Raw genomic sequence first — 25502 nt, 5'->3', positions numbered from 1 at the left:
ATTATCTATCTCTCGAATTAATTAAAGGCTTTTTCAAGAAACCATACCAAATTAAAATTCCCAATCCAACCAACCCAAGAAAAGCTACACTGTAAAATTTAGATCTTGGATTTTCGTAAGGAAACAATACAATATTTGATCCATTTAAATACTTCAATTCCTCAATGTCACCAACATTATGTGCCTCACAATAATTTCCTGAAATCCTCTTGATGAAATTCAGGTTTTCGTACGACACTATCATATTGTAATTACTTTTTGTACCCAAGCAAGAATTTGGTATATCTATGATTTGCATTTTTACAATTTTACCATGCTTGTAAACTTCCATTTCTCTCTGGATTTGGATGATGCCGTTTACTGATAAGAAAATAAAAAACATTCCTCCAATTATAAGAATCAGTCTCATCTTAATATTCTAATTGTTCCATCCCCCACAGGGTGTAGTATAACGTTCGATGGTGCTCTGGGTGTAATTTGCAATTACACCCTTTTATCCTAACCAATATGAAATTGGTCTTTTAGACAAAACTCTCAATCGAAAGGTAATTCTAGTTTATTGAATTACAAATTCGAAACCTTAAGAAAGCGTAATTGCAAATCCCTACGCCTAGCAGCAGATTTACTACTTTTTAAAAAAATCCTTTATCGGCAAAATCACGAAATTAAGAAATGTCAATTTTGAAAATGGATAAACCAGTTTAACAATTAAATAATACGACAATGCAGCACCTGGTAGATACAATATCAAATCATACCAACTAAAGAAAAACTTAATTACCACAACTTCCCCGTTTTCAGGAAAAATCTTCCTAATCAAGTTTAAAATTGAAAGAGGAGCTAAAAGGAAAACTATAACGATTACTGCAATATTCGCTAACCCAATAATAATTAGCAAAAGCCATGAAATGAGTTTTAACGGAATTAATACTATCCATTCAATAAGTTTTTTAACCTTCATTTCTTTTATTCTGTCTCCTAATTGTATTGGTTAACATTGAGTTTGGCTAGGGTGTGGGATCTAATCTACTATTCTATTTTAACCAATTTGAAATTGGATTCAAAAGTGAAAGCTCTATTCGAAAGGTAATTCTTGACTAATTGAATTACAAATCATACAAAACAGAAACCTGTAAATACAATCTAAACCAAACTGAAGCTAAGCCAAAACACCTCTGAATTTTATTTGTAGATTTGGCTATACCGCAATCAGGAAGCCATTATGAAACAACAAATCTTATCAGCGATATTATTTTTAATTCCATTTATCGCTATTTCCCAAACCGACAAGTACCACAGTTCATTTAAGGAGAATTTTTCGGACTCAACTTTAATTCACTTTAGATATGGATCAACAGGAAACAAATCTGATTTCAAATATAAAATTGGGGTGGACTCTCCTTCAGAGCCCGGCACCAAAATCCTCTCCTTCAAATTGGATCCAGAAGAAAATGCAGGTGCAGGCCGCGGACCAGAAATCATCTCAAAAGAATTCACACATTTTGGCACCTATTCCGCGCGTCTGAAAGTTCCTGAGGCAGTTTCCATTCAACCCAATGTTGGTGCAGTAGTGGGCTACTTTACCTACCATGTGGACAGTGCGCCGGGTTTGAGCGAAATTGACTTTGAGTGGCTGCTTGCCGATCCCACGATCATTTATGTTGGCACATGGACCGGCCAATCCGGTGCGCTAAGGAGAGTTGGCCGCATCATCAACCTTGCCAAAGGAATTGTTTATGAGACGATTTATAGGGAAAGCGATACCGGATTCAGGACACCGTTATCCGGGATTCAAAATCAGCCTGCCACCATTGAAGCCATTGAGGATTTTGATGCTTCGGCTAAATTTTATACTTATGGATTTGATTGGTATGAGGACCGCATCACTTGGTGGATGGTACATCCTGTCAGTGGTGAGAAAATAGTCTTATGGGATTATCACGGCACTACCATTGGAATACCTCAACATCGGACTAGGTACAGAATGAACTTTTGGCATACTAATGATTGGGCTGTGGAAACCAACCCTAATTCTCTTGAAAAACCCATTCAGCCATTCGAATTGGAGGTAGATTGGATGACGTATGAGCCATTGAATGGTGGTTCAAAGTAAATCATTGGATTTTCCATTTGACGATCCCTTTTTTCTTTACAGCTGCCGGGTTAAGTTCAAATGCCAGGAAGTGGGATTGAGTGGATTCTGATCGCTATCAGTTTGTAATTTCACCATTTCATTCTTTTCCTTCACAACAATTGTCGGGATGGTTTTGGGCCGTTCAACCAAAATTCCTTTTGGAAATCAGATTAATGCCCTTACGCTTTCGACTCTTTGTTTATAGATATCACTAACCTGATCCATACCTATTTTAAGATACTGTTGCGCAGCTGTGAGGTTCGTCCAAATTTCCCTTAGTGCCTCTGTAATCTGACTTCCCTCTGTCTGTTCGATTTCAAATATCCAATCATTAAAACCCAAGTCATAGTACATATGGCCTTTGATGGTATCTTCGGGTTGGCGGAGGTAGAAAAACGGTGTTTCATTGACAGCTGCTATGATAGGAGAATGACATTCAAAACTCAGCACTGCAAGGGCTTTTCGATAAACAGATGCAGCTTCATCAGGAAACCAATAGCCCCGCTTGATAACAAAAGGCTTGATTTCTTCAGGAAGCGGATTTATCAACAGTTCGTCCATAATATCCACCTGATAGGTCATTTCCGGGCATACCAAGACCTTATTTCCCGTTTCTTTTACATAGGCAATCATTGCTTCACGCAACTTGGCATGGTCTTCTTCCTTCTTGGCTGCGTTTACAGTTTCAACCTCTTTTATTTTAGTATCTGACCAACCGTTTTTGTTTGGATTGAATTCGTGGTAAGGTGTAAATCGAAGTCTGGGAATGACGCAGATAAATTTCCTGTCTTCAAGTCCAGCCTCTTTCAAAAACTGATCTCCTTTCTCATCATTTCTGATATCCATAAAAAATGTTGCATCCGGCGCAAACTGGATATGAGAACCGGCTATTCCGACCCTTTCGAGATGCTCGATAGAAAGAGTTTCTCGGGTATAAATAAAACTTGCTTCCTTGAGGATACTTTGGTGATACTCATTTGGGGACTGCAGCGTCGTTCCGAAAACACCAAAGGGTTTGTCCGTATTTTTCATCCAAAAAGCAAGGTTATCCGCAGCTACCAGCAATGGTCCTGATCCATGCACCATTACATCAGCTTGTTTCAACGCTTCCATGATTTCAGGATTATCTACATTTTTTTCCTTATCGACATTTCCATAAATGATTTCCACTTTCGGAAAATACTTTTTTAGCAGTTTACCCACTTCCTCCCCTTTACTTCTTTTCCAAAGAATGATTTTGGCATCAGGCATAAAGGTTTCAAAAACATTCAGAAGCCCCGGCGTGTGGGCAATATCCCCGATATTAACATCTTGCCATCCTGAAACCAATAAAATGGTTTTTGCTGATTTGAGCGTTACTGAAAAGCTTGCAAATGGATCAATCAGGCCTGCAAGAAAAAACAGACTGGTGTTCTTTATTAATGTTCTTCTGGTAATATTTTCCATGTTTTTTCCGCTTTATTGGATGGGGAATTAGAAATCCTGTCTTCAGTGCGTGGTTTAATGTTTGGAAACGGCATTGAATGCAATGGCGAATCCACTCACATACCCTAAACCGCGAAGGTATCAATCAGGATGAAGTTGGAGTCCAAAATATCCCAAAGACAACTAAGGTAATGCCGAAAAGGAGAAATTGCAAATCCCAAATCAACAGAAGACAGTACGATATCTTACCATATTTTGAATATTTGAAAAGACTTAACCCCTTTACCTTGCAGGAAAATTCAAATGATTCGAATCCTCTTTCATGGAAGTTCTATAGATTTATTGGCTTTTTTGTATTCGCATAATTGAATACTTTTATACAGTTCCAAATTCAAAAAACAACCATGCATAAGATAAATCCAATCCTCTCCGTTTTTGCTACCCTCCTACTCTTTGTGGTTGCTTGCAGCCAAAAATCAAACCATGACAAATTACCCCGGATCGGCATTGCAGGCATTGCTATTGAATCGAGTACTTTTTCTCCTGCCGTCAGTGAAATGGATGCCTTTCGGGTAAGTCGTGGAAAAGAAATCTTCAACTTATATCCTTTTTTCTCCGAGGATTCTACCAACCGAAAACGTGCGAATTGGCTTCCTGCTCTGTATGCAAGGGCTATTCCCGGAGGCGCTGTCACCCGGGAAACGTATGAATCCTTGGTCACGGAAATGTTGGATTCCCTTAGAAAAAATTTGCCTTATGACGGTCTTTTTTTGGATATACATGGTGCGATGAGTGTGGTGGGCCTTGATGATCCTGAAGGCGATATGATCATGAGAATCAGAGAAGTCATCGGTACCGAAACAGTGATATCTACTTCCATGGACCTGCACGGGAGCGTTTCTCCAAGGTTGGCTAAGCATACAGATTTGATCACCTGCTATCGTTTGGCACCCCATGAAGATGCCATGGAATCCAAAAAAAGAACGGTGGACAATCTTTTGGGCCGTTTGGAAAAAGGAATGGGAAAACCTGCTTATAAAGCATGGATTGCGGTTCCTATCTTATTGCCGGGTGAAAAAACAAGTACAAGAATAGATCCTGCCAAAAGTCTGTATGCCAAGGTCGCACCAGCTGCAGCTCAGGAAGGGATTACCGATGCAGGCATTTGGATTGGCTATGCATGGGCCGATGAACCCCGAAATCAAGCTTATGTCATGGTTACAGGAGATGATGGTGAATTGGTAAAGAAAACTGCAGCAGAACTTGCCAAAAGCTTTTGGGATGTCAGGCATGAATTTGATTTTATAGCACCGACTGCCACTTTGGAGGAAAGTCTGAATAAGGCGATTTCCAGTGACAAGCGTCCATTTATGATCAGCGACATGGGTGATAATCCCACAGCCGGAGGTGCAGGGGATGTTACCTGGACCTTAAATGAAATCCTGAAGCGGCCTGAATTCAAAAGTGCCGATGGTCCTTCACTGATTTATGCTTCTATTCCCGGTCCAGAGTTTGTGGAAGAAGCTATAGCTGCCGGCATTGGAAGAAAGGTCGAAGGCTATGTGGGTGCGGCTGTGGATTCGAGGTTTTCCCCACCGATTTTCTTATCCGGCACAATAACTTCCATCGTCGAAGGCGATCAACATGCCGTGGCAGAAGTGGTAGTCAAAAGAGGCTCCGTCTCAGTGATCGTAACCAAAAAAAGAAAACCTTACCACTTGGAATCCGATTTCACGAGGTTGGATTTGAATCCAAGGCAAACTGATATTGTGGTGGTCAAAATCGGCTACCTCGTACCCGAGCTTTATGACATGCGCGGAGATTGGATCATGGCACTTACTCCGGGAGGCGTGGATCAGGATCTGGAAAGGATGGAATTCAAGAGGATAAACAGGCCTATGTTTCCTTTTGACAGGGACATGGAAAATCCTGACTTAAATCCAAAATTGATTCCTCTGTCCCACGAAAAATAAGGTTAGATTTTGAAAATCATAACTGGAGGGACTATTGGATAAAAACAGAATGATTTCAAATCTTATTAGGTAATGAAAAATTTTTACACAGATTATTTACAACAAGTTACAAAATGGCATCTAACATCAATTAAATAAGGAAATTGGTAAAGAATTGTTCCTGGTTCTTTGTTTCGGACACTGACCAAATGAAGATTTGTTAGAGCTATTTATCAAATAAGGCAGGCCTGATAGACCTGCCTTATTCATTCTATGAGTTTTAAATTCCATTAGAACCTATACTAAACTGAATTCCATTTTTTTAATCTTATTAATTATCATTTAGAAAAAAATTTGTTCCAAAACTAAATTGAGAAATACCGGAAATACTGAATTGGAAATCTTGGATCAATCAGGTTGAAAATGAGGGATTTGACTGTCAAGAGCAATAAGGCCGATATTCTTTAAAATATTCATCAACATTATTTAAGTCATCCCGAAATTCACACAGATAGAAAAGGTTGAGCTTCTATTTCCTTAATTAGTGTCAATTTTACACTAAAAGTATTACAAGCGGTCAATCCTCCTTTTGACATTCTTTGCTATAATTGATTCTGCACATATATTTAATCCTGCATATTGTTACAAAATCCAAACGTTCAATAAATGGAACATGAACTTTGTAATTAAAATGTAAAGTGCCTATTAACCTTCTTTTGAAATGTTACAAAACCCAAAAAAACCACGCTACTTATCATTATTGATTATTGCCATTCCCTTGGCTATCGGATTATTTTCCGGTTGTAAACAGGAAGATTCAGATCACCATACCTCTTGGACACATTATGGAGGATCACCTGACCAATCCAGGTTTTTCAATGCCCAGGAAATCACCAAAGAAAATGTCTCAGAACTTGAAGTAGCATGGATGTTTCCTACGGGAGACGAATCACCCTATTTCTTCAGCCCAATCATTGTTGATACGACGATGTACCTGATGGGGAAAAATTCCTCCCTGATCGCTGTGAATGTGGTCACGGGAAAGGAAATTTGGATCCATGCAAACTTGAATGGCATCACAAGAAGGGGGATAAATTATTGGGAAAGCAAAGATAAAACCGACAAGCGCTTATTGTTTACCATTAACAATACCCTTCAGGCGATTGATGCCGTCAACGGACAATCCATTCTTAATTTTGGTACCAATGGCTATGTAGATTTAAGGGAAGGACTTGATAGGGACCCAACTTCCATCCGAAGAATGCAGGCCATGATGCCCGGAGTTTTATTTGATGACCTTTTGATATTGGGTTCAGCGCCGGGGGAAAGCTACTTTTCTCCTCCCGGATATGTCCGTGCATACAATGTCGTGACCGGACAACATGTCTGGACTTTCCATACCATCCCGCATCCGGGAGAATACGGGTATGAAACCTGGCCAAAAGACGCTTACAAATACGTAGGTGGCGTCAATGTCTGGAGCGAGATTTCTGTTGATCCAGATAGAGGCATTGCTTATTTGCCCATCGGTTCACCGACATATGATTACTATGGCGCGGACAGGATCGGCAGCAACTTATTTGCAAATTCATTGGTAGCCATCAATGCCCGGACAGGTGAGAGAATCTGGCATTACCAGACTGTTCACCATGACCTGTGGGATTATGACCTTTCCCCTGCACCTCAGTTGATGACGGTAAAGAAAGAGGGAAAAGAAATTGATGCAGTCGCAGTGGCAACCAAGCATGGTTTTGTTTTTGTTTTTGACAGAGTGACCGGTGAACCGGTATTTCCAATCGAAGAAAAACCTTTTCCAAAAAGTGAAATGCCCGGTGAAGAATCTTGGCCAACCCAACCTATCCCATCACTTCCGAGCTTTACTAAGCATGAAGTGACCCTTGGGACTTTAAATCCATATTTTCCTGATAGCCTCAAACAAGTTTGGAATAACAGGATTAATGCAGCAAAATCCGGTTTATACATTCCTCCTTCAGACAAATACGAAACCGTCATGATGCCCGGAGCTTTGGGTGGATCCAATTATGGAAATACTGCTGCCGATCCTGAAAACGGGATCATGTACATTCTGACCCAAGAGCATGCCTCGATTTACAAGCTCAACAAAGTTGAACCTCCAAAAATCAACCTGTCAGATAATGAGCTGAAAAAGGTAAAAACCATGTATGCCACCACTTGCAAAACCTGCCACGGGGAAGATATGTCGGGAGGTGTCGGTCCTTCGCTATTGAATGTCGGCCAACATGTGATCTATGATGAATTCAGAAGTACAGTTATCAACGGCCGTGGGCAGATGCCGGGTTTTGTGCATGTGGATGAAGAGACGCTAAAAGCCATGTACAGGTACCTCGGTGGAAATCCGGCTACTTTCAATTTCCGAAGAAATGCAGAAACCAATACCCCGGAAGGTAATGTGGTAGCTTCTGGAGGCGCTAAAATAAAACCGGATTCGACCAAAGGAGCGCCCATGTCAGACTATCCCGAGGGAGTTGAACACCCTGAGGCTCGCTATACGACCGAGTATGGACTTGAATGGCCCGGATTGGCAACTCCGCCTTGGTCATCCTTATTGGCTTATGACTTAAACAACGGCACGATCAAATGGAGCAAACCGGTCGGTCAGGATTCGCTTTATGTGCAGGGCGACCAGTCTAAAGGCGCTCCGGGAGGTGTTTTGAGAAAAGGGATGGTCGTCACTTCCACAGGTATTGTATTCGCGACCGCAAAGGGAGGGAAACTGTATGCCTTTGATGCTGAGAACGGAAATATCCTTTGGGAGGAAACACTCAGCCATGAATCAAATGCCCAGCCAAGTATGTACACTATTAATGGCAAACAATATCTTGTCATCAATGCTACTTCCAATTTTGCGAAGGACAGTTACAACCATTCCAAGAAGGAAGGTGCTTTGCCCAAAGGCTATATCGTGTATGCACTTCCGGATAAGAAATAAATTCTAAATACCTTTAGAGTAGATCATTCAAATCAGACATCAAAACCCAGACATACCATGAAAAAACTTATTTATGTTTTTGCCTTTTTCCTGACTTTTCAGGTTTCGGCCCAGTCACTCAAGGACCGGATCATCCCAAATGATCCTACCAAATACCGGGAATTAACCGGGGTGCACGCAGGTGCCGGCAAAATGGGATTTACCCAACTGATCGGGAGAACCGAGCTATCCACCAACTTCCTTTATCTCCATGCCGGAAAGATTGAAGCCAAATCAGGGATAGGCCACCATTTCCACCATTCGATTGAGGAGATGTTTGTGATCTTGGATGGTGAAGCCGAATTCACCGTCAATGGTAAAACCTCAAAAATCAAAGCCCCTGCAATCGTTCCCTGCAAAATGGGTGATTCGCATGCGATCTATAATTCCACTGACAAAAGCCTGACCTGGATGAACTTTGCTGTAAGCCGCACCAAAGGAAAAACCGATGCCTTTGACCTTGGAGATACCCGTGTTGGTGCTACGCTTGATCCTGTCCCGACTTTTGTAAATGGAAGGCTGGAAAAGGAAAAAATGAAACCAAACAATCCAGCCTATGCCGGAGAAAATGTCTTGTATCGAAGGATATTGGGACCTGAGATTTTCAGCACAGATTGGAATCATGTCGATCATGTGGTGATTCCTGCCGGGAGTAAAGGCATAAGCAGAAAATTGGAAGGTTTTGAAGAAGTATATTATGTAACCAAAGGAAGCGGATCAATTGCCATGGGCGGCGAAAATGGCAATATCAAAGCCCATGATGCATTTTATGGCTTATTGGGGGAAAGCTTAACCCTTTCCAATTCCGGAACAGAAGACCTTGAGCTTTTGGTGATCGGTATTGCCCCTTCCAAACAAAAGGGATTGGCAATCCAAAAACCATTGGTCGAGCCAAAATCTGTTGCTCTTCAAATGGAATTTGTCGTGCCTGCCGAAAATGCAAAGGCCTTTGAACAAATGTATTATTCTATCTATGTCCCTGCCATGACCGTGCAGCAGGGTTACCTCAGTTCGAAGTTGCTGAGAATTTTCCCAGAAACCATTTCCAAGGAAATCCAGGCTGAACAGACCTCCCACAATTATCAGATCATGATCGAGTTTGATACAGAAGCAAGCCGCAGAAAATGGGTTGCGAGCGATCAGCACCAAATTGCTTGGCCTGCTGCCTCGGGACTTGCCACAAGTTTCAAATGGAAAGGCTACGAAGTGATGGGTGATGATGATCAGAAATGAGATTCTTACATTTCTAAGAAAAACATAAACCAAGTTAATTATGAAATTCTATGTAGTACTTTTTTCATTGGTAATTGTCTCATTGACAAGTACCGTTTCGGCCCAAACTATCTCCAAAGAAGAAATCATTTTCCTTACCTCTGAATGGAAAGGAGAGCGGTTTCCAGATGGCAGGCCAAAGATCTCCGATGAGCTTTTGGAGAGGGCAAAACACATCATGGTCGATGATGCATGGACTGTTCTGAAAAACGAAGGCTATCTCAACCAATATGAAGGAGGCTGGAAAACAGTCAACGATATAATGATGACCGGAAGGGCAGTGACGGCCATGTATTTGCCAAGCCGTCCGGATGTAGAAAAAAACATCAAAGCCCGGGGAGCAAGCCAAGGCAGAAAAGGAAATACCAATGCTTGGCCAATCGATATCCTCACCAAAGGTGACTTGTACGTAGCAGATGCTTATGGCAAAATCTCAGGAGGAAGTATCATGGGAGCTACTTTGGCCAATTCTATTTTGAGTAAATCAGGAAACGGGGTTGTATTTGACGGGGCTGCGAGAGACCTTCAGGAAATCCGGAATATAAAAGGATTCAATGCTTTTGTCCGTGACTTTCATCCTTCTTTTACAGAGGAAATGGTTCTGATGGGATTGAATACTCCAATCCGAATCGGAAATGCAATTGTACTTCCAGGTGACTTGGTAATCGCTACAATAGAGGGAGTCCTTTTTGTTCCCGCTCACATGGCAGAGCAGGTTGTCAGCACTGCTGAATTTGTCATCAGGAAAGACCAGTTTGGTTTCGAAATGGTTCGCGAGGGTATCTATAGCACGGGCGAAATCGACAGCCAATGGACTCCAGAAATCAAAGCTGCATTCCTGACTTGGCTCAAAAAGCATCCTGAATTGGGAACCATGACTTCCGCAGAATTGGATCAGATGATGAGTAAGAGAACCTGGTAATTGGAATGATATTGGAAATGATATTGATGGATATGTAATAGATATTTATAAATGATATTAATTGATATAAGTAGATATTGATTCAGAAATAAGCGTTTCAACTGTGGTAAATATCCAGTATCCATTAATATCAATTTTTGAAAATTATATTCAATTATTTATTCCAAATAATTCACATACCCCTCCTTGTTAGTCTTGATCTTGTAGACTTTGCTGAAACTTACTATAAATAATGTCTTCATATCATCACCCCCAAAGCAAAGACTGACAGGAAAAGTGGGCAAGTTGATCATTCCGACATAAGTACCATGGTTGTTAAATATCTGCACCCCATTGTAAGTGGCGACAAAGACATTACCTTCTTTGTCGATAGCCATGCCATCGGCTCCTGAGGATCTTCCTTTCCTGTCCAATACTTCTCCGTTGAGCAATACTTTTGCAAACTTCCTCCCATTCCTGACCGAGCCGTCCTCGTTCACATCATACGCCCAGATGAAATTGTCCTTTTCACTTTGGACTGGAAACCACGATTCTTTGTCGTAGCAGTTGTTGATATAAAGTGTTTTTTCATCAGGACTTAACAAAATCCCATTGGGCATGGCAAATTCATTGGGTTCGGTAATCCTTGAGATTTCACCTTTTGGGTTCACATAATATACTGCACGTCCAGGTTGAAATTTCTCAGGTTCCATGGTGAATTGCGGATCAGTAAAGTAAAAACCACCTTTGGAATCCGTAATGACATCATTGGGTCCATCGATCGGTTTTCCACCAAATTTATCAGCAAGAACCCTCACAACTTCTCCTTTTATGGTCATTTCGACGACCTGATGTCCCATCATGTCGCAGACGATCAGGTTTCCGTTTTTATAAGGATAAAGCCCATTGGTCTGCATCTTCCCTGCTGTGATGTTGCGATAAGTTCCATAAGGATCCATTTCTACTGTCGAACTCCTTTTTGGATCTGCATTAAAATCCTTGTCAAAAAACATATTGGAGAAATAGACTTTGCCATTCATCCACTTTGGCCCTTCTGTAAAAAACAATTCCGGTTGGGTTTTCTTCCCATCTATGAGCAATTCCAACTTTGCATCTTCAGGAATAATGGCATGAAAGGCAGCTTTCTTCTCTTTTTCTTTTTCCATGTAATCTGCCCGCGAAGGCCAGAAGATATCCATCACATCAGCACCAAGCTCACCGATTTCAGATCCATGCACCATATTTCCTGGAATCCTTACAAGGTCATTGATTCCCATCTGTTTTTTTTCATCCAACAATATCTGATTTACAGAACCCCTCAGTAACATCATCATTTGCTCTTCGGGATGGTTATGATGCCCAAAGACAGAATCCGGATCCATCGAGATAAAGCTCAGCAACATGTTCTTGCCGGAAATCAATCTCGTAAAAGCTCCGGGTGCCAATTCAGTCAGTTGGATGTCATAGAGGTCATACACTTGGTTTGGACTCAGGTTTGGGTTTTGCGGGGATTCTATGTCTACAATTTCTGCAGGAAGGTCTTTTACACCGGCTTTTTGGAGATAATCCAAGCGCAAGGGACTGTAGACTTCTAGCAACTTGCCACCATTTGATCCGGCAGTAATGGCATTTTTACTCCCTTTTTCCAAATAAATAAAATCCGCTCTGGGCGTTCCTCCATTTACCCCATCCGGAGCTTGTCTCTTAATGGCAACCATTTCTTTCATAGAGCCATTGATGAGTTGTTGGACCTCGCCTTCCATCACCATCATGATCCTGTCGGCAGTTAGAATTTCTTCAGGAATGGCTGCATTGGGTTGAAGCTCCACAATACTTCCCATCGCACCGCTACCCCAAAACACTTTTGCCATCACACCGGGATAAAGTTCAACAGATTCGATGCTTTCAATCTTTGTTGGCTGAGCAGCCTCAAGATTTGATGATACTGTTGATTCCGGAAGATTTAGACTCCTTTCTGTCAAGTTATATTGATGGATCAGTTCTTTGTTTTTGCTATCCCAATCAGGAGCAGATGAGGTGCATTGCATCATGACAAATACCAAAGGGACTGACAGTCCCCAAAAAATGGATTTCGAAATTCTTTTGAAGTTCATGGGTTCAATAGGTTGATTTAGAATCCAAAAATTAACCATTATATTTTAATTATTTGGGCAATCAAATTCTGGATAAACCACTTGGATAAGTTTTGAAGACATTTGGTCAATTTTTCACACCTATCATAGCTTAAGGTTGATTAACTTTCATAAAATCAATAGCCTAATTTTTGGCAGGATCTAAAATCAGACCACTGTCCCCAAAGTCAAATCCTTGAGATATAAAATTTCAAAACCATTATAATATGAAATTAAAACTAGCAGCTCTATTCCTAATTGCAATCTTATTTACAGGAACAAAAAGCCAAGCACAGGATCCAAACTTCTACATCTTCCTGAGTTTTGGTCAGTCCAATATGGAAGGGCATGCGAGGTTTGAGCCGCAGGATACCATCTCCAATGAAAGGTTTATGCTCATGCAGGCTGTTGATTGCCCAAATCTTCATAGAGAAAAAGGGAATTGGTACCATGCTGTTCCTCCACTCAGCCGCTGCAATACCGGGCTCACTCCGGGTGATTATTTTGGAAAGACCTTAATCGCAGGTCTACCTGACAGCATCAAAGTTGGGATCATCAATGTCTCTGTAGGAGGCTGCAAGATCGAATTGTTTGACAAGGATAATTACCAAACCTATGCTGAAACAGCTCCCGGATGGATGAAAAACATGATCGCGCAATATGATGGCGATCCTTACAGCAGACTTTTGGAACTTGCCAAATCCGCTCAAAAAGACGGTGTGATCAAAGGCATTTTATTGCATCAGGGAGAATCAAATACCGGCGACAAGGAATGGCCAAACAAAGTGAAGGGGGTTTATGATAACATACTTAATGATCTGGGATTGGAAGCAAACTCAGTCCCTTTACTTGCAGGTGAATTGGTCGGAGCAGCCCAAGGTGGTAAATGTGCAAGCATGAACCCCATCATCCAAACACTCCCAAGGCATATTCCCAATTCATTTGTAATTTCGTCTGAAGACTGCCCTGCAGTTTCAGATGGTCTCCATTTTTCAGCAGAAGGTTACCGAATACTAGGAACAAGATATGGTGAAAAAATGCTTTCTATTTTGGGAAAATAAGGTTTGGAAAAAAACCTCCCGTTCCAAATAATGGGTTAAGACTGAAAAAAACGACCCATACCACTAAAAAAAACCGGGGATTTCTGAAGTTCTTAACCTCAAAAATCCCCAGACCAAAATGCAACCATTTAACCTTTTAATCAAATGAACATGGAAAGTTCATTACCAAAAAACCAAAAACCTGTACTAAACTAAAATTTAATCCTTTAATCTTTTCAATTCCAAAGTGTCAGTTTAGACAGACACTTTCTTGTTTTTTACGCTGTATGACCTCCAATAATACCAAACAAAGCCAAGTTGCGGCGCAATCATCAAAAATGCATTTGGAATGATGGATGAAACATTCTTACCGATTTCAATCCCGACCATGTCATAAAATGTCAGGATCGAAAGGACTGCAAACAGTGCATACAAATTTGCTTTAATAAATTTTGTTTTATTTTTCATAACAATTCGGGTGGGGATTAAACAATACTTCAAATACGAAAACGAAAAGAAATAAGTGTTCATTGGGTGATCAAAATCTCTATTTCGATTCTAATATGGGACAAAAAAATCAAAATACAAACTCTTTGGGCCGTCTTGCTTTGAGTTAAAAATGCCTGAAAATGAAGTAATTAAAACACTTCCCATTACATCATTTGATTATTGTAAATCGATTCAAAAAATCTGCATTTTACTTTTTAAAATGCTCAATTTGGTTATTTCGGGAAGTAGAAAAAAAATTAATTTTTTTTAAAAATAATTTGAAATATATCCTTTGATTGTCAAAATCTGAAAAATAACAGCTTACTAAACAAGAATAATTTCAATCGGGTCAACGGAAATAAATGTGGGCTTGCTCTGTTGCGAAATATTAACCTCGCCTTTCTCTTTCAATGGATTTGACATAAAAATCCTCCACCTTTTTTCTTGCCCAATCTGTCTTCCTCAAAAACTTCAAACTTGAATTTACAGAAGGATCATGGGTAAAGCATCTGAAATTGAATCTGTCGCCAAGGTATTCCCATCCGTGTTTTTTAACCAAATAATCCAAAATATCTGCCAAACGGACGCCATGAAGAGGATTGTTTAGCTGTTTTTCAGCACTGTTTAAGTCATTCTCTTTTTCCATGGAGGCAAATTTATTGTAAAAAGGTTCCGCATACAAACCTCCTGATTTTTAGTCAGGAAAACCGAAAATTAGCGATTGGTGCTGCAGATAGGTCAATCGACAATTTCCCCAAAGCTCAAAACAAGAATCTGCTTTGTATCTGAAAAAGAAGAAGCCTCCAAAAAAACATTTTTTTCATTGTCCACTGTGCCGATATAGACCATTTTGTGAGCGGCCAACATTTTCTTCAACTCACTTAAATCTACCAAAAGATCTGCAGGGATATGCTTACCTACCTCCAAAAGATTGAACTCCGCTCCTTCTGCAAAAGCAAGTTCGGTAAATAACCTATCGAGATTTTTCTGAAAAGAAATCTGTGCGATATACCTTGCCGCAAGTTTGTGGGAAAGCACTGTATTGCTTTTCAGAACATTGGTATTGAGAAGCTGTTCAGTCACTGGATCACCGAGAATCGTGACAATTTTGGTCATAAAGCTCTTGTCATTTCGGTTTTTAGAAACCAATAACATAGTCAGCCTAAATCCCTGTTCATCATCAAGATTGATGATTATATTATCATAATCGACTTCATGGAGACCTTGGAGAAAAGCAGGCATGAAATATTCTGAAGGTTCCTCAAACACAAAATGTGATTCCTCTAAAGAGGCCAAGCTGGACACATCCATAAAATCATCAATGTTTCCCAGGGGCCATGCATTGCCTACCACACAGATTTTTTTACTCGCAGCCTCTTTGGGTGGGATGATTGCTTCGTTTTTGACAAACAATGGTTTAGATGTCAAAGATTTATATTGGAGATCTTTGATGTTTTTGGTTAAAAACAACATCCAATCTGTAGATTTTGCAGTTTCTCCAAATGGGCAAAGGCTCATTTCAAAGCCTCCTTCTTTGTTGACACCAGAAAAACCCAGCAAGGTCCCACCCTCAAAACTGAACAACAGCTGCTCATAATACATCCCTCCAAAATCTCCTTTATCCAAAAACCTTCTAGGGTCAACAAAATGAATGGTGGATCCATCAAATGACAAAATTTCAAAAAAGGCCTTATAGTAAACTACATCCACTTTAGCCCTTGCCAAAATGCTGCCGATGACATCTCCCGGTGTGATGACTGCAAATAAGGCTCCTGCGCCATGGGAAGTCAGTTCCAAAGCAATTTCCCTGCTGTCTGGACTGTTTGACAATTCGATTGAGCATTTGACAGGGTGTCTTGAACCTTGCCTGTCAGATAGGTACTTAAAAAAAGTTTGATTATTTGTAAGGGTTGTTAGGATTTTGAGGTTAAAATTATCTGCTGCAAAATCATCCCCTTCCCTTTCTGGCAATAAAATAACGATCCCTAAGGCATTTGTAATTGACAGCTTTTCGTAGGTTTGAAATGCTAGTGGATTTCCCTGTCTTATAAAAATATCAAGATTTCCCCATCGGTCTTTGTCGAGCAAAGTCCTGAAAGAGGACACTATATTGTTATCAGAAAAAAGAAGAACGACATTTTCAATCGATCCTTTTTCCTTTGCCCTTAAATTAAATTGATCGAGGATTAAAGGAAGTTTGATGTTGTAATTGATAAAAACAGTATGTCCGGTGCCTTTGTAGGGCAAAGAGCCACTTTTGATATTATCGATTAATTTGATCAATGCAGCTGACAAAACCGAAATGATGAAAGAAAATAAAACAAGTCCCAATAAAACAAGGATCAGTCCTGAAGCGATGGGGACAGGACCTTTGGCATCAGAGTAATAAGAAGGATCAGCAAAAATCTTGTATGTCAAAGGCAAGTCTCCCACAAATGGAGAAAAAACAATGATAATGACAGCACTTGTTAGAAAAATCGCTATCAATTGCACCCAAACTGATGCCAATGCAAACCGCTCAGGTGTCAATATCCTGCGTGAGTTTCTTAGAAAAAATTTAAATCTTTCGAGTTTTGGCAAAGTTGCGTTAGGTTTTGCATTAAATATAATAAGCCTATATCACTTTACCACCAATATAAGTTGGTCTATTCATCCAATAGATTAATTTGATAAGAAACTTTATTTGATTTTTGAGTTTCAATATCAAATAAACAATAGAAAAGGTAGTGAATATCAGGATTCAATCATGTCCGTTCATTCCAAGGAAAAATGCTCCACCCACTAAAATAATAAACACCATCGCCTTTATAGCCGTCAATAAATACGGTTTGATATTGCTTTTGGATCGAGATCTGTCAATAAGGTGAAATACAAAACCTGAAATTCCCCCTGCTGCAGGTACCATGATCATAGGAAGTATAATCTGAAGGTCATTTTCATTGTTTGGGACACCTCCAATAAGGCAAAAAAACATCAATAAGAGCCAAGAAAGAATCACAGATTTGAATACTTTTTGTAACATAACGATATCACAATTTTAGTTGGGCTGTACAAACTTAATTAAATATTCCACCAATAAGTGAATTTAAGCACCACAGACCTGTCTTTTGCAAAAAAAGGAGCGGGAAGATAATTATCAGTAAATACAAGAAAGATATCTGAGGCGGGTTTGAATCTCCACTGTACTCTGGTGTTGAGATTGATGTTATCTACCTGTTCATTGTACTGAACAAATGCTGTAACAAAGAATTTATTGGTCAGGGTCAAATCTAATCTGGGTCCTACAAGCCAAAATGTGGTGATTCCCCAAGGTTCAGTTAAATGGATTTCATTGTAATTGGCATTCAAAGTCATACTGAAATAGGGCTGGAACCTATAACCCAATTCCCCACTGACATTGTACCTGTTTCCATCGGCATAATATCCACCTAGCCTACTCACAAAAGCATAGGTAAAAATGCTTTGAGGCTTGGAGGTAAATTCAGTTCCCCAAGCAAACCACTGATGTTCAGTACCCGCTTGCAGTTTTTCTCCTCCAAGGTTTGTAGGATCAAATGGCTTAAGTAGCTTGATATAATCATGTGCAAACCAAGTGGTAAAGACACTTTGGGTCCTGAACCTCACCTTATATGACACATAGGTCTCATTGTCAGTCTGATTCATTTTGGTATCAAAAAATGATTTGGTACTGAATTCAGGTCCATGGCTGAGAATCTTTTTGCTTTCCGGAAAAAACAGGTACCCAACAAGAGGATTAATCTTGTAGAAACCTGTCCTTGGGACATAACCCACTTCGGCAGTATAATTTTCAGAGACATATTCATGCTGGAGATTCCAGTAAAGATTCCCGCTTGTATACCTCAGGTTTGCAGCATAGACAAGGCCGTCGCCACCGGTCATGGGGTTGAACGACTTCAACACAAAGGCTTTTCCTGTCCAAAGGTTATTAGAGGATGCATAATTGAATTCAAGTCCTACATTTCGGTCATATTCGGAAGTGGAAACCGAATCCTCCGGTAAAGGAGGTGTAAACATACCTGCCTGCCTGGTGACAACGATCGCACTCAAGTTTGATCTTGCCAATACCCTGCGCTGTAAGGTGAGAACCGAAAAATTCTGTGCATCGAGGTTTTCCTCTTCCACCTGCCCTGTTTGCATGGTCATGGCGCCTATCCTCCAGTCTTTGTTCAATTTGCCACTGAGCCGGGCACCCGCCTGAATGGGTGCTTTCAGACCGATTCTCCTTGAGAAAAAAGGCCGAATGGTTTCATATCCGAAGTTGGCAAAGAGGTCTCCATTTTCAAGAAAAAACTGCCTCCTCTCAGGGAAAAAGAGCTCAAATCTGTCAAGATTGGTAACCTGCTTGTCTACTTCCACCTGTGAAAAATCAGGATTGACAGTCAGATCAAGGTTAAGGGCAGACCCTAAACCGATTTTGGCGTCCATCCCAAAAGAGTTTCTGTAAACTGGATCTTCCCCTTCTTTCCGGTTTTGGGAAAGACCTCCCAATCCATAAGGAATTACAGAAATATTGGGACCTGCTGCAGGAGGGGGATTGTCCCATACAAGAATACCTGTATAGGCAAGAGAGGCCGATGGGAATTGGCGGGGTACAGGTGCCCAACCTGATTTTTCTGTTGTCTTTAGATCAAGCCGGCTAAAATTGATCCCCCATTCCTTAATTCCTGATTTATATCGGATAGATTTGAATGGAATGGAAGCTTCAAAAACCCACCTATCCTCATAATTTTTTACTTTGGATTCCCACTTATTGTCCCAACTCAAGTCCACCTTTCCGCCATCGTACATGATGCCGTCCCATTGTGCACCTGCTGCATTGGCTCCAAAAGAAAAGCCGTTGATTTGATCATCAAAAGGATCCATAAAGAGCAGGAAGTTGTCGTTTTTCCCAAAACTGAAATCCCGTCTGAGAGACTCTACCATATATGGTCCTTCCATGGCGTGGTAATTGACGACAATCAAGTAAAGGTGTTTGTCATCATAGGCCATCCTGACATCCGTCCTGACATCAGCGTAGCTCGTGTCCATGGGAGTAATCATAAAAAAATCAGTCGCCACTTCTGCCTCATTCCACGATACCTCATCCAATACCCCATCGATCACAATGGGGTCTGTGGTCTTGCGGATATTCAGCCGATATGCATCATTGATTTTTTGGGAAAAAGAGATGGATATTAGACCAAAGCAAATTAAGACCATCAAAATGGCTTTTTTCATGGATTTTGGGGAAATATAGGCGAGCAATGCGAAAGTATTCTAAGCCCCAAGGAATTTAAACAATTCTTTTTCTAAGGTTGGAGTAATTGTTAAGGATGGGTAATTATCAGTTTGAGAAAAATGGAAATGTCGACTTAAAAATCAGTAATATTTGAAACAAGCCTTGTGAATTTTTGACAAAATCACACTATTACACCCTTAAATTGATTTTACTTTTTCGGTATGGATTCAAAGCGTATGCCGGCTTAATATCAAGCCATCTTTCATTGCTTTGAGATAAGTGACCACTTTCCCATCTTCCCCTACTTCGCAAACCCGATATCCCGGATGAGGCGATCCCCAACTTCCCCCAAAATGTCCCGACCATAAATAGGGTTTTTTACTGTTGAACATGATGCCGTCCACATCATGGTCATGGCCATGAAATATGGCTTTGACGTTTGGGTATGCTGCTATCAGTTCCAATACCTCTCCGCAGGAAACACCATGTTTTGTCCAGTCATTTTGGGAAATATGGATGAATAAAAATACATGGGATAGATCTTTGAACTCTTCTAATTTGAATTTAAGAAACTCGGTATTTGCACAAAGGTAATCTCCTTCCTCATTGGAACTATTGGCCAAAATCATTCCATAATTTCCTTTTACTTTAAAGGCAAAATCAGCAGGAATACCCCAAATCCGGTTCCATTCAGCCTCTGAAACCCGGTCATGATTTCCTTTGACCGGAAAGTAAGGCACTTTCAATGTGTCGTAAACTGCTTTGACTTTTGGCATCAAAGCCGGATCATCGTGGATAAGATCTCCATTGAATACGACAAAATCCACGTCCTTTTCACCATTAACGGCCTCTATCAGTCTTGTATGAATTCCTTCAAAATCCGTATTTGGCTGTCCATAATGTCCATCGGAAGCAATGATAAACTTTAAGCTGTTATTTTCAGGAAAATCCATTTTTCCAAAAGCAAAAAAAGGCAGCGCCGAAACAGCAGAAGTTGCTAAAGTCAATTTTTTAAGGAAAGGCCGTCTGTTCATGGTGAGAAGATTTTTATCAGGTATATGCAAGCCAAAGCCGTGATTATTGCCATGGCAAAACTCAGCAAAGTTCCGATCAGGATATATTCGGTCAACTTTCTGTCTTTGGATTCTTTCAGGTCACCAAACCTAAAAACGGATTTGGCAGCGATCAAAAATCCTACGCCCTCCCAATGGTCAGTGAGGATAAAAACAAACACCAAAAGTCTTTCCAATATCCCTATATATTTCCCTGCATTGGGAAGGGAATTTTTTGGGCCATCAGCGATTTTGGAAGACCAAGGTTCCAATAAGGCATTCATTATCACAGGAACTCCAAAGCTCAGAAAACTCACAACTGTGACCACTGTCCAAACAGGGAATTCTTCAATCTTCCACAGCCGGTCCGTTTGAGGATAATCCCAGATAAGGGCAAGACTTATAAGCACAGCTACATGCAGAATTTGGTCAGCTATAAACCAAGCTGTCTTACTTTTCTTAGTCTGGAATTCCAGTTTTGCCCAATCAATCAAAAAATGTGAAATCAAAACCAACAAAGCCAAAAGCCAATATTGAAAGTCCCACAAAAAAACCATGACCAAAATCCCATGAATCAGGACATGGAAATATAATTTTGGAGAAACTGCCTTTCTCTTTTCCTTTTCAATTACCCAAGACTTGGGTTGGAGCAAAAAATCTCCCAAAATATGGGCTAACAGGATTTTGATAAAAATGATCATGGCATCAGTCTCTTTAGTTTTTCTCTATAAAGATCGTGTAGTTCCAGCATTTCGGAATGATATGCCCTTCTCAATCTTGCACTTACTGAGTTCTGTTCAATTCCAAGGATTTCCCCGATTTCTACTTGTTTTAAACCAGGTCTTTCCAAGATAATTTTCATTATTTCTGCCGAATTATTAGACCAGTTGTCCATGATAATCAAAGCTAGCTTGAGCATCAGGTTCATTTCTTTGTCAAAATCTTCCCATGGGGTTTTGACCAATAAGTTCTGTTCCTTTGTTCTCAATTGCTCAAATGCTTCACCCGAATTGATATAAGCAGAACCTGTTCGCATGCCAAGGCTTTCGGCATTTTGTTCCCTCTCTCCTATACCAATAGCCATCCTTACGTCTACGGGGGCAGTTCTTTTCTGTTGGCTTTGGGATTTGATGGATTTTAATGTAGCCTTGATAAACATTGCTTTTTTAAGCGCCTCCAATGAATCTGAGATTTCGACTTGGAAACTGTCCCCGCGGAAAATCTCCCAAGTTTCATTTTTGGGCCCCCATGAATTGAACAATGATTCCAAAGGAAGGTACCAATCTTGTTGATTGGCTAACTTTCTCGAATCTACGATATCTCCTGTGATGACGGCAAGCATAAACAAATATCTATTATTTAATCGATATTTCAAAATATCATCTAATTAATAGATATTTAAATTTATTGATAAATAAGTAGATTTATCCAAAAAGTAAGGCGAGGTGAATGGTTTACTGATCCATCTTGAAAAATTGCCAAATCCCAATTCCCAAGAAATGAATATTTATTTCAAATCCTATGTCTTGGGCAGGACTTAGCAGAAAGGAATTATTTACTTCTAGACATGATTACTCCAATTACCAACATTGCGAGGCTGATAATTACAGGTGTCCAATTGGCAGTACTCACAGCAATATCCATCCCAAATAATTTAAAACTTTCCGAATCCTGCATCGCCTGCATCCCAAATACGAGTGTTCCTATTCCCCCTAGAACTGCCAAAATAACCCCTATTATTTTCATGTTTTGTTTTGTTAATACTGTTCAATTTAAAGATTTAAAGAATGGAAAGCATTACATATTCTTTGGTTTTGAAGTGAGCTGATAATTCCATCCTTTAAACCAATACCCAAATACCAGACCAAAGATTATTTGAGAACAAAAATCCCGCAGAAATTAGAAATCAAGGGAAAGTAAATTCACCATAGATTAAAATTTCTGCAGGATTCAATTCAAGAGGTATTATTGCTATCTCATCCTGTCCCAATTGATGATGGCATTCCATACCATCGGGGCATCGGCATGGTTGAGGTACCGGTGGAGAGGATCGAAAGTAAAGGCAAGGACGTTTCCTTTTCCGACAGGAACATTAAAGACAGCGCCATGACCGATGATTTTATCTTCATTTCTCACCATACCGGCAACCACATAAGGGACATCTTTTCCTTCGGATTTGGCAGGTTTCTCCACTTTGGGCTTATCAGGCATCCCCATTATCGGACCTTCAAATTCCAGTTCATCTTTCAATGGTTTATTACCGTATTGCACGAGCATCAGGTTACGGTTATACTTGTCAGTTTGTAGCAAAGGCCCATTTCCACGGAAAATGGAGAAGGTTTCAGGATACCCATACATTACCGGATGGCCTGTATTCCTCGCTTTGGCATTGACGATAGAACCGGGATGGAATAAGGCACCCTGATCGGCAGGAGTCAAATCGGAAATGATACCAAGCTCTGACATGATGGTGCTGGAATTATCCAAAGTGATAAGCAATCCTCCTTCTTCCGCAAATTTTTTCAAATTGTCCACTCCCAAAAATCCGGGGCCGCCGGTCATATCTGTCGTCGCATCAGGAAAGCCGTGGGATGGAAACTCTGCAGTTTTGGTAAAGGGCATGGGTCCAAATTTCTTATCCACTCCATGCACAAAACGTTTGGCATTACCATTTACCCTTGGCACCAGAATGACATCAAATCGGGTTTTCAAATTGCCGGCCTTCAAGTCATCTTTGTCAATTGAAGTGTATGGAATACCTCTTTCTTCGAAAGTATACCTCGACCAACCTTCATCTTGGGTATTGTACCACGTGTGGTAGATGGCAACTTTCGGCAATTTAACAGCCTGCTGATCCGCCGCAGAGACATCGGCACCTCCTGATTTCAGATCCAATCCAAAATCCGAAGCTATTTTTCGGGCTTGGTCAGCATTGATTTTTTTGATTAAAATGGCTCCTGCCGAAACGGTATCTCCATCGACAACGGTCTGCTTGGGAAGAATGGTGATTTCAGCATTTTTATTGGCAGCTTTGACGGCATACAAAGCCGAAAGCACGGTATTTTGTGCTTTGTATTCCAATAAATAAGTACTTCCCTGACCATCGACCTTTCCTACATATTTTGGATTTTCTGCCAGCAACTTCAGTGAGGAAATATCAAAATCAATGCTGTCTTTGGATACTACCTTTACGCCATAGAGGTATGGCAAAGTCCACGCGATCGCATCATATGGTGGATATTTGGCGTCTTTGGGATATGCCTGCGGGGTCAAAAGTGACACTGCAAGATTTCTATACGGTTGTTCTGACAATACCACGTAATTACTATCTGACTCATGGACTTCGATACCCTGAAGCATCAGCTGCTTCGCAAGGTAAGCCACCATGACAGGATCACGTTGGTCCTTGGCGATGGTGAAAGCTTTTGCACCTTCAGTTTTCCCCTTTTCGACACTGTTATATCCTTTTTTATAGAAATTTTGCAGCAGCATTTTACCATTATTGGCGGCATAGGACAGGGATGCGATGACCCCGGTCATGGTATAGTTGATGTTATTTCTAAATGACCAATAAACCTTTCCTGTGGCAGGATCAGGACGGTACCATTCTTTGGAAGTGACAAGATCTCCAGCAAATCTCGCATTGCTCAAATCTCTCAGGTAAGTATCTGCTCCGGCATTGCCATAAGTTTCATAAAAGCGGCCGTTGGAATTGTGGTTGTTCGCTACCCAAATGCCATAACCCGGCCACCAACCGTCATAAAATGCCCAGGTAAATGCTCCCGGCAAACCTTCAGAAGCAACTTTTGCCACATCATGGTTGGCCATAATCTGCCATTCGCTGACAGTAATCGGGTCCACAAAATCATTATAAGGACCTGTTCCTGTAGAAATGTACAACAAGGGAACCGACTCGTGCAAGTCAAGCATCACCGTAGGATGGAACTCAAAGAAGCCCTTGAAGATGGATTTGGTGATTTCCTGCGAAACCTGCAAACCATCCCTGTTATTGTCATGGAAAACATATTTGGCCCAATAAGGAGAAGAACGGGGAAATCCATCGTCGAATTCTTTCCTTCCTTTGGTATAGCGATAGTACCAATCCACTTGCTTGTCCAAGCCATCCGGTTCGGAGATTGGATTGATGACAGTGATTACATTGTCCCGGATATCTTTGATATCCTGGGCTTGGGAAGTTGCCAATCGGTATGCCAATTCCATGAGCATCTCAGGCGAACCCATTTCGGTGGCATGCATTCCGCCACTGACATAATACACAGGCTTACTGTCCAAAATAATGGTCTCTGCCTGTTCAGGGCTTGTTTTTCGGGGATCCGCTAATTTTGCCAACTGGCTTTTGTAATGATCAAGCCGCTTAATTGCATCCTCATTCCCGATAACAATCAGATAGAAAGGCCTACCCTCTTCGGTTTTTCCCATCTCCTGCATGTGGACCAAAGGGGAAGTTTCCGCGAGTTTTTGGTAATAGCCATAAATTTCGGAAGAGCGGTGAAGTTGTCCCTCTGCTCCGATGATATGGCCAAAATGTTTGAGCGGTGAGGGAATCTTTGGATGATCAACTATATCCAGAAGGAATTCAGGAAGAAAGCGCTTGTCTGTAGTAAATTCCCTGATTTTTTGGTTGTAAACTTCATCGATTTTTTGTGCCTTCAGGGGAAGTACCGCTATAAAAAAAAGCAATACCCCAAAGCGATAAAATCTATTCATGGTGGTTGGATTTAAATGAAATTTCAAGCTACAAAAAATATACAGAACCCAAAGTGGGAATTTATTTGGGAGGCCGATTTTGGAAGGTGGCTATGGGGATATTGGGTTAAAGGTTATTTGGTTAAAAA

General features: G+C 40.7%; 19 protein-coding genes. 6 read left to right on the top strand and 13 right to left on the bottom strand.

Annotated features, from left to right (window positions below; all coding sequences use genetic code 11):
- Position 1: 1 nt before the first annotated feature.
- A complete protein-coding gene (locus NU887_RS03860) occupies positions 2-331 on the bottom strand; it encodes a hypothetical protein (RefSeq protein ID WP_258422030.1) in 330 nt (109 codons plus the stop codon).
- Between the two features lie 891 nt (positions 332-1222).
- Between NU887_RS03860 and NU887_RS03855 the strand changes: the two genes are divergently transcribed.
- Positions 1223-2113 (top strand): glycoside hydrolase family 16 protein, encoded by an 891-nt coding sequence (locus NU887_RS03855; protein ID WP_258422029.1) that lies wholly within the window; start codon positions 1223-1225, stop codon positions 2111-2113.
- A 186-nt stretch (positions 2114-2299) separates the two neighbouring features.
- Here NU887_RS03855 and NU887_RS03850 read toward each other — a convergent pair whose 3' ends face one another.
- Positions 2300-3580: a polysaccharide pyruvyl transferase family protein gene (locus NU887_RS03850; RefSeq protein ID WP_258422028.1), complete on the bottom strand. Its 1281-nt coding sequence runs from the start codon at positions 3578-3580 to the stop codon at positions 2300-2302.
- A 383-nt stretch (positions 3581-3963) separates the two neighbouring features.
- On the opposite strand from NU887_RS03850, the gene NU887_RS03845 reads away from it, so the two are divergent.
- The 4 genes from NU887_RS03845 to NU887_RS03830 all read left to right on the top strand — a co-directional run bounded on the left by NU887_RS03845 (position 3964) and on the right by NU887_RS03830 (position 10715).
- The gene (locus NU887_RS03845; protein ID WP_258422027.1) at positions 3964-5532 is read left to right on the top strand and encodes a M81 family metallopeptidase; all 1569 of its coding nucleotides are present in this window, start codon (positions 3964-3966) and stop codon (positions 5530-5532) included.
- Positions 5533-6232: 700 nt separating this feature from the next.
- Positions 6233-8482: an outer membrane protein assembly factor BamB family protein gene (locus NU887_RS03840; RefSeq protein WP_258422026.1), complete on the top strand. Its 2250-nt coding sequence runs from the start codon at positions 6233-6235 to the stop codon at positions 8480-8482.
- A 57-nt stretch (positions 8483-8539) separates the two neighbouring features.
- Positions 8540-9754: a cupin domain-containing protein gene (locus NU887_RS03835; protein ID WP_258422025.1), complete on the top strand. Its 1215-nt coding sequence runs from the start codon at positions 8540-8542 to the stop codon at positions 9752-9754.
- A 40-nt stretch (positions 9755-9794) separates the two neighbouring features.
- Positions 9795-10715: an RraA family protein gene (locus NU887_RS03830; protein WP_258422024.1), complete on the top strand. Its 921-nt coding sequence runs from the start codon at positions 9795-9797 to the stop codon at positions 10713-10715.
- Between the two features lie 158 nt (positions 10716-10873).
- On the opposite strand, the gene NU887_RS03825 is transcribed toward NU887_RS03830, so the two are convergent.
- Positions 10874-12808, bottom strand: a complete 1935-nt coding sequence (locus NU887_RS03825; RefSeq protein ID WP_258422023.1) for an SMP-30/gluconolactonase/LRE family protein — start codon at positions 12806-12808, stop codon at positions 10874-10876.
- Between the two features lie 245 nt (positions 12809-13053).
- Here NU887_RS03825 and NU887_RS03820 point away from each other — a divergent pair, with 245 nt between their 5' ends.
- Positions 13054-13887: a sialate O-acetylesterase gene (locus tag NU887_RS03820; protein WP_258422022.1), complete on the top strand. Its 834-nt coding sequence runs from the start codon at positions 13054-13056 to the stop codon at positions 13885-13887.
- A gap of 234 nt (positions 13888-14121) precedes the next feature.
- On the opposite strand, the gene NU887_RS03815 is transcribed toward NU887_RS03820, so the two are convergent.
- The 10 genes from NU887_RS03815 to NU887_RS03770 form a co-directional block, all read right to left on the bottom strand.
- Positions 14122-14334, bottom strand: coding sequence for a hypothetical protein (locus NU887_RS03815; protein ID WP_258422021.1), 213 nt, complete (start codon positions 14332-14334; stop codon positions 14122-14124).
- A 409-nt stretch (positions 14335-14743) separates the two neighbouring features.
- On the bottom strand, positions 14744-15001 hold the full coding sequence (locus NU887_RS03810) for a VF530 family protein (protein ID WP_258422020.1): 258 nt from the start codon (positions 14999-15001) through the stop codon (positions 14744-14746).
- 92 nt (positions 15002-15093) lie between these two features.
- Entirely contained in the window at positions 15094-16935 is a 1842-nt protein-coding gene (locus NU887_RS03805) for a hypothetical protein (RefSeq protein WP_258422019.1), read from the bottom strand.
- A gap of 160 nt (positions 16936-17095) precedes the next feature.
- Positions 17096-17377, bottom strand: a complete 282-nt coding sequence (locus tag NU887_RS03800; RefSeq protein ID WP_258422018.1) for a hypothetical protein — start codon at positions 17375-17377, stop codon at positions 17096-17098.
- 38 nt (positions 17378-17415) lie between these two features.
- On the bottom strand, positions 17416-19593 hold the full coding sequence (locus tag NU887_RS03795; RefSeq protein WP_258422017.1) for a carbohydrate binding family 9 domain-containing protein: 2178 nt from the start codon (positions 19591-19593) through the stop codon (positions 17416-17418).
- Positions 19594-19821: 228 nt separating this feature from the next.
- A complete protein-coding gene (locus NU887_RS03790) occupies positions 19822-20628 on the bottom strand; it encodes a metallophosphoesterase family protein (protein ID WP_258422016.1) in 807 nt (268 codons plus the stop codon).
- Complete coding sequence (locus tag NU887_RS03785; RefSeq protein WP_258422015.1) at positions 20625-21347, bottom strand: DUF3307 domain-containing protein; 723 nt, start codon at positions 21345-21347, stop codon at positions 20625-20627. Before NU887_RS03785 ends, NU887_RS03790 begins: the two co-directional genes overlap by 4 nt.
- Positions 21344-21988 (bottom strand): SatD family protein, encoded by a 645-nt coding sequence (locus NU887_RS03780; RefSeq protein ID WP_258422014.1) that lies wholly within the window; start codon positions 21986-21988, stop codon positions 21344-21346. Before NU887_RS03780 ends, NU887_RS03785 begins: the two co-directional genes overlap by 4 nt.
- Before the next feature lie 209 nt (positions 21989-22197).
- Positions 22198-22392: a hypothetical protein gene (locus NU887_RS03775; protein WP_258422013.1), complete on the bottom strand. Its 195-nt coding sequence runs from the start codon at positions 22390-22392 to the stop codon at positions 22198-22200.
- A 225-nt stretch (positions 22393-22617) separates the two neighbouring features.
- Positions 22618-25374, bottom strand: a complete 2757-nt coding sequence (locus tag NU887_RS03770; protein ID WP_258422012.1) for a M14 family zinc carboxypeptidase — start codon at positions 25372-25374, stop codon at positions 22618-22620.
- Between the last annotated feature and the right edge of the window lie 128 nt (positions 25375-25502).

The organism is Aquiflexum gelatinilyticum, from assembly GCF_024741135.1.
Classification (GTDB): Bacteria; Bacteroidota; Bacteroidia; order Cytophagales; family Cyclobacteriaceae; genus Cognataquiflexum; species Cognataquiflexum gelatinilyticum.
Note: the sequence above shows the minus strand (reverse complement) of the source record. Positions and strands in the feature narration are given on the sequence as shown.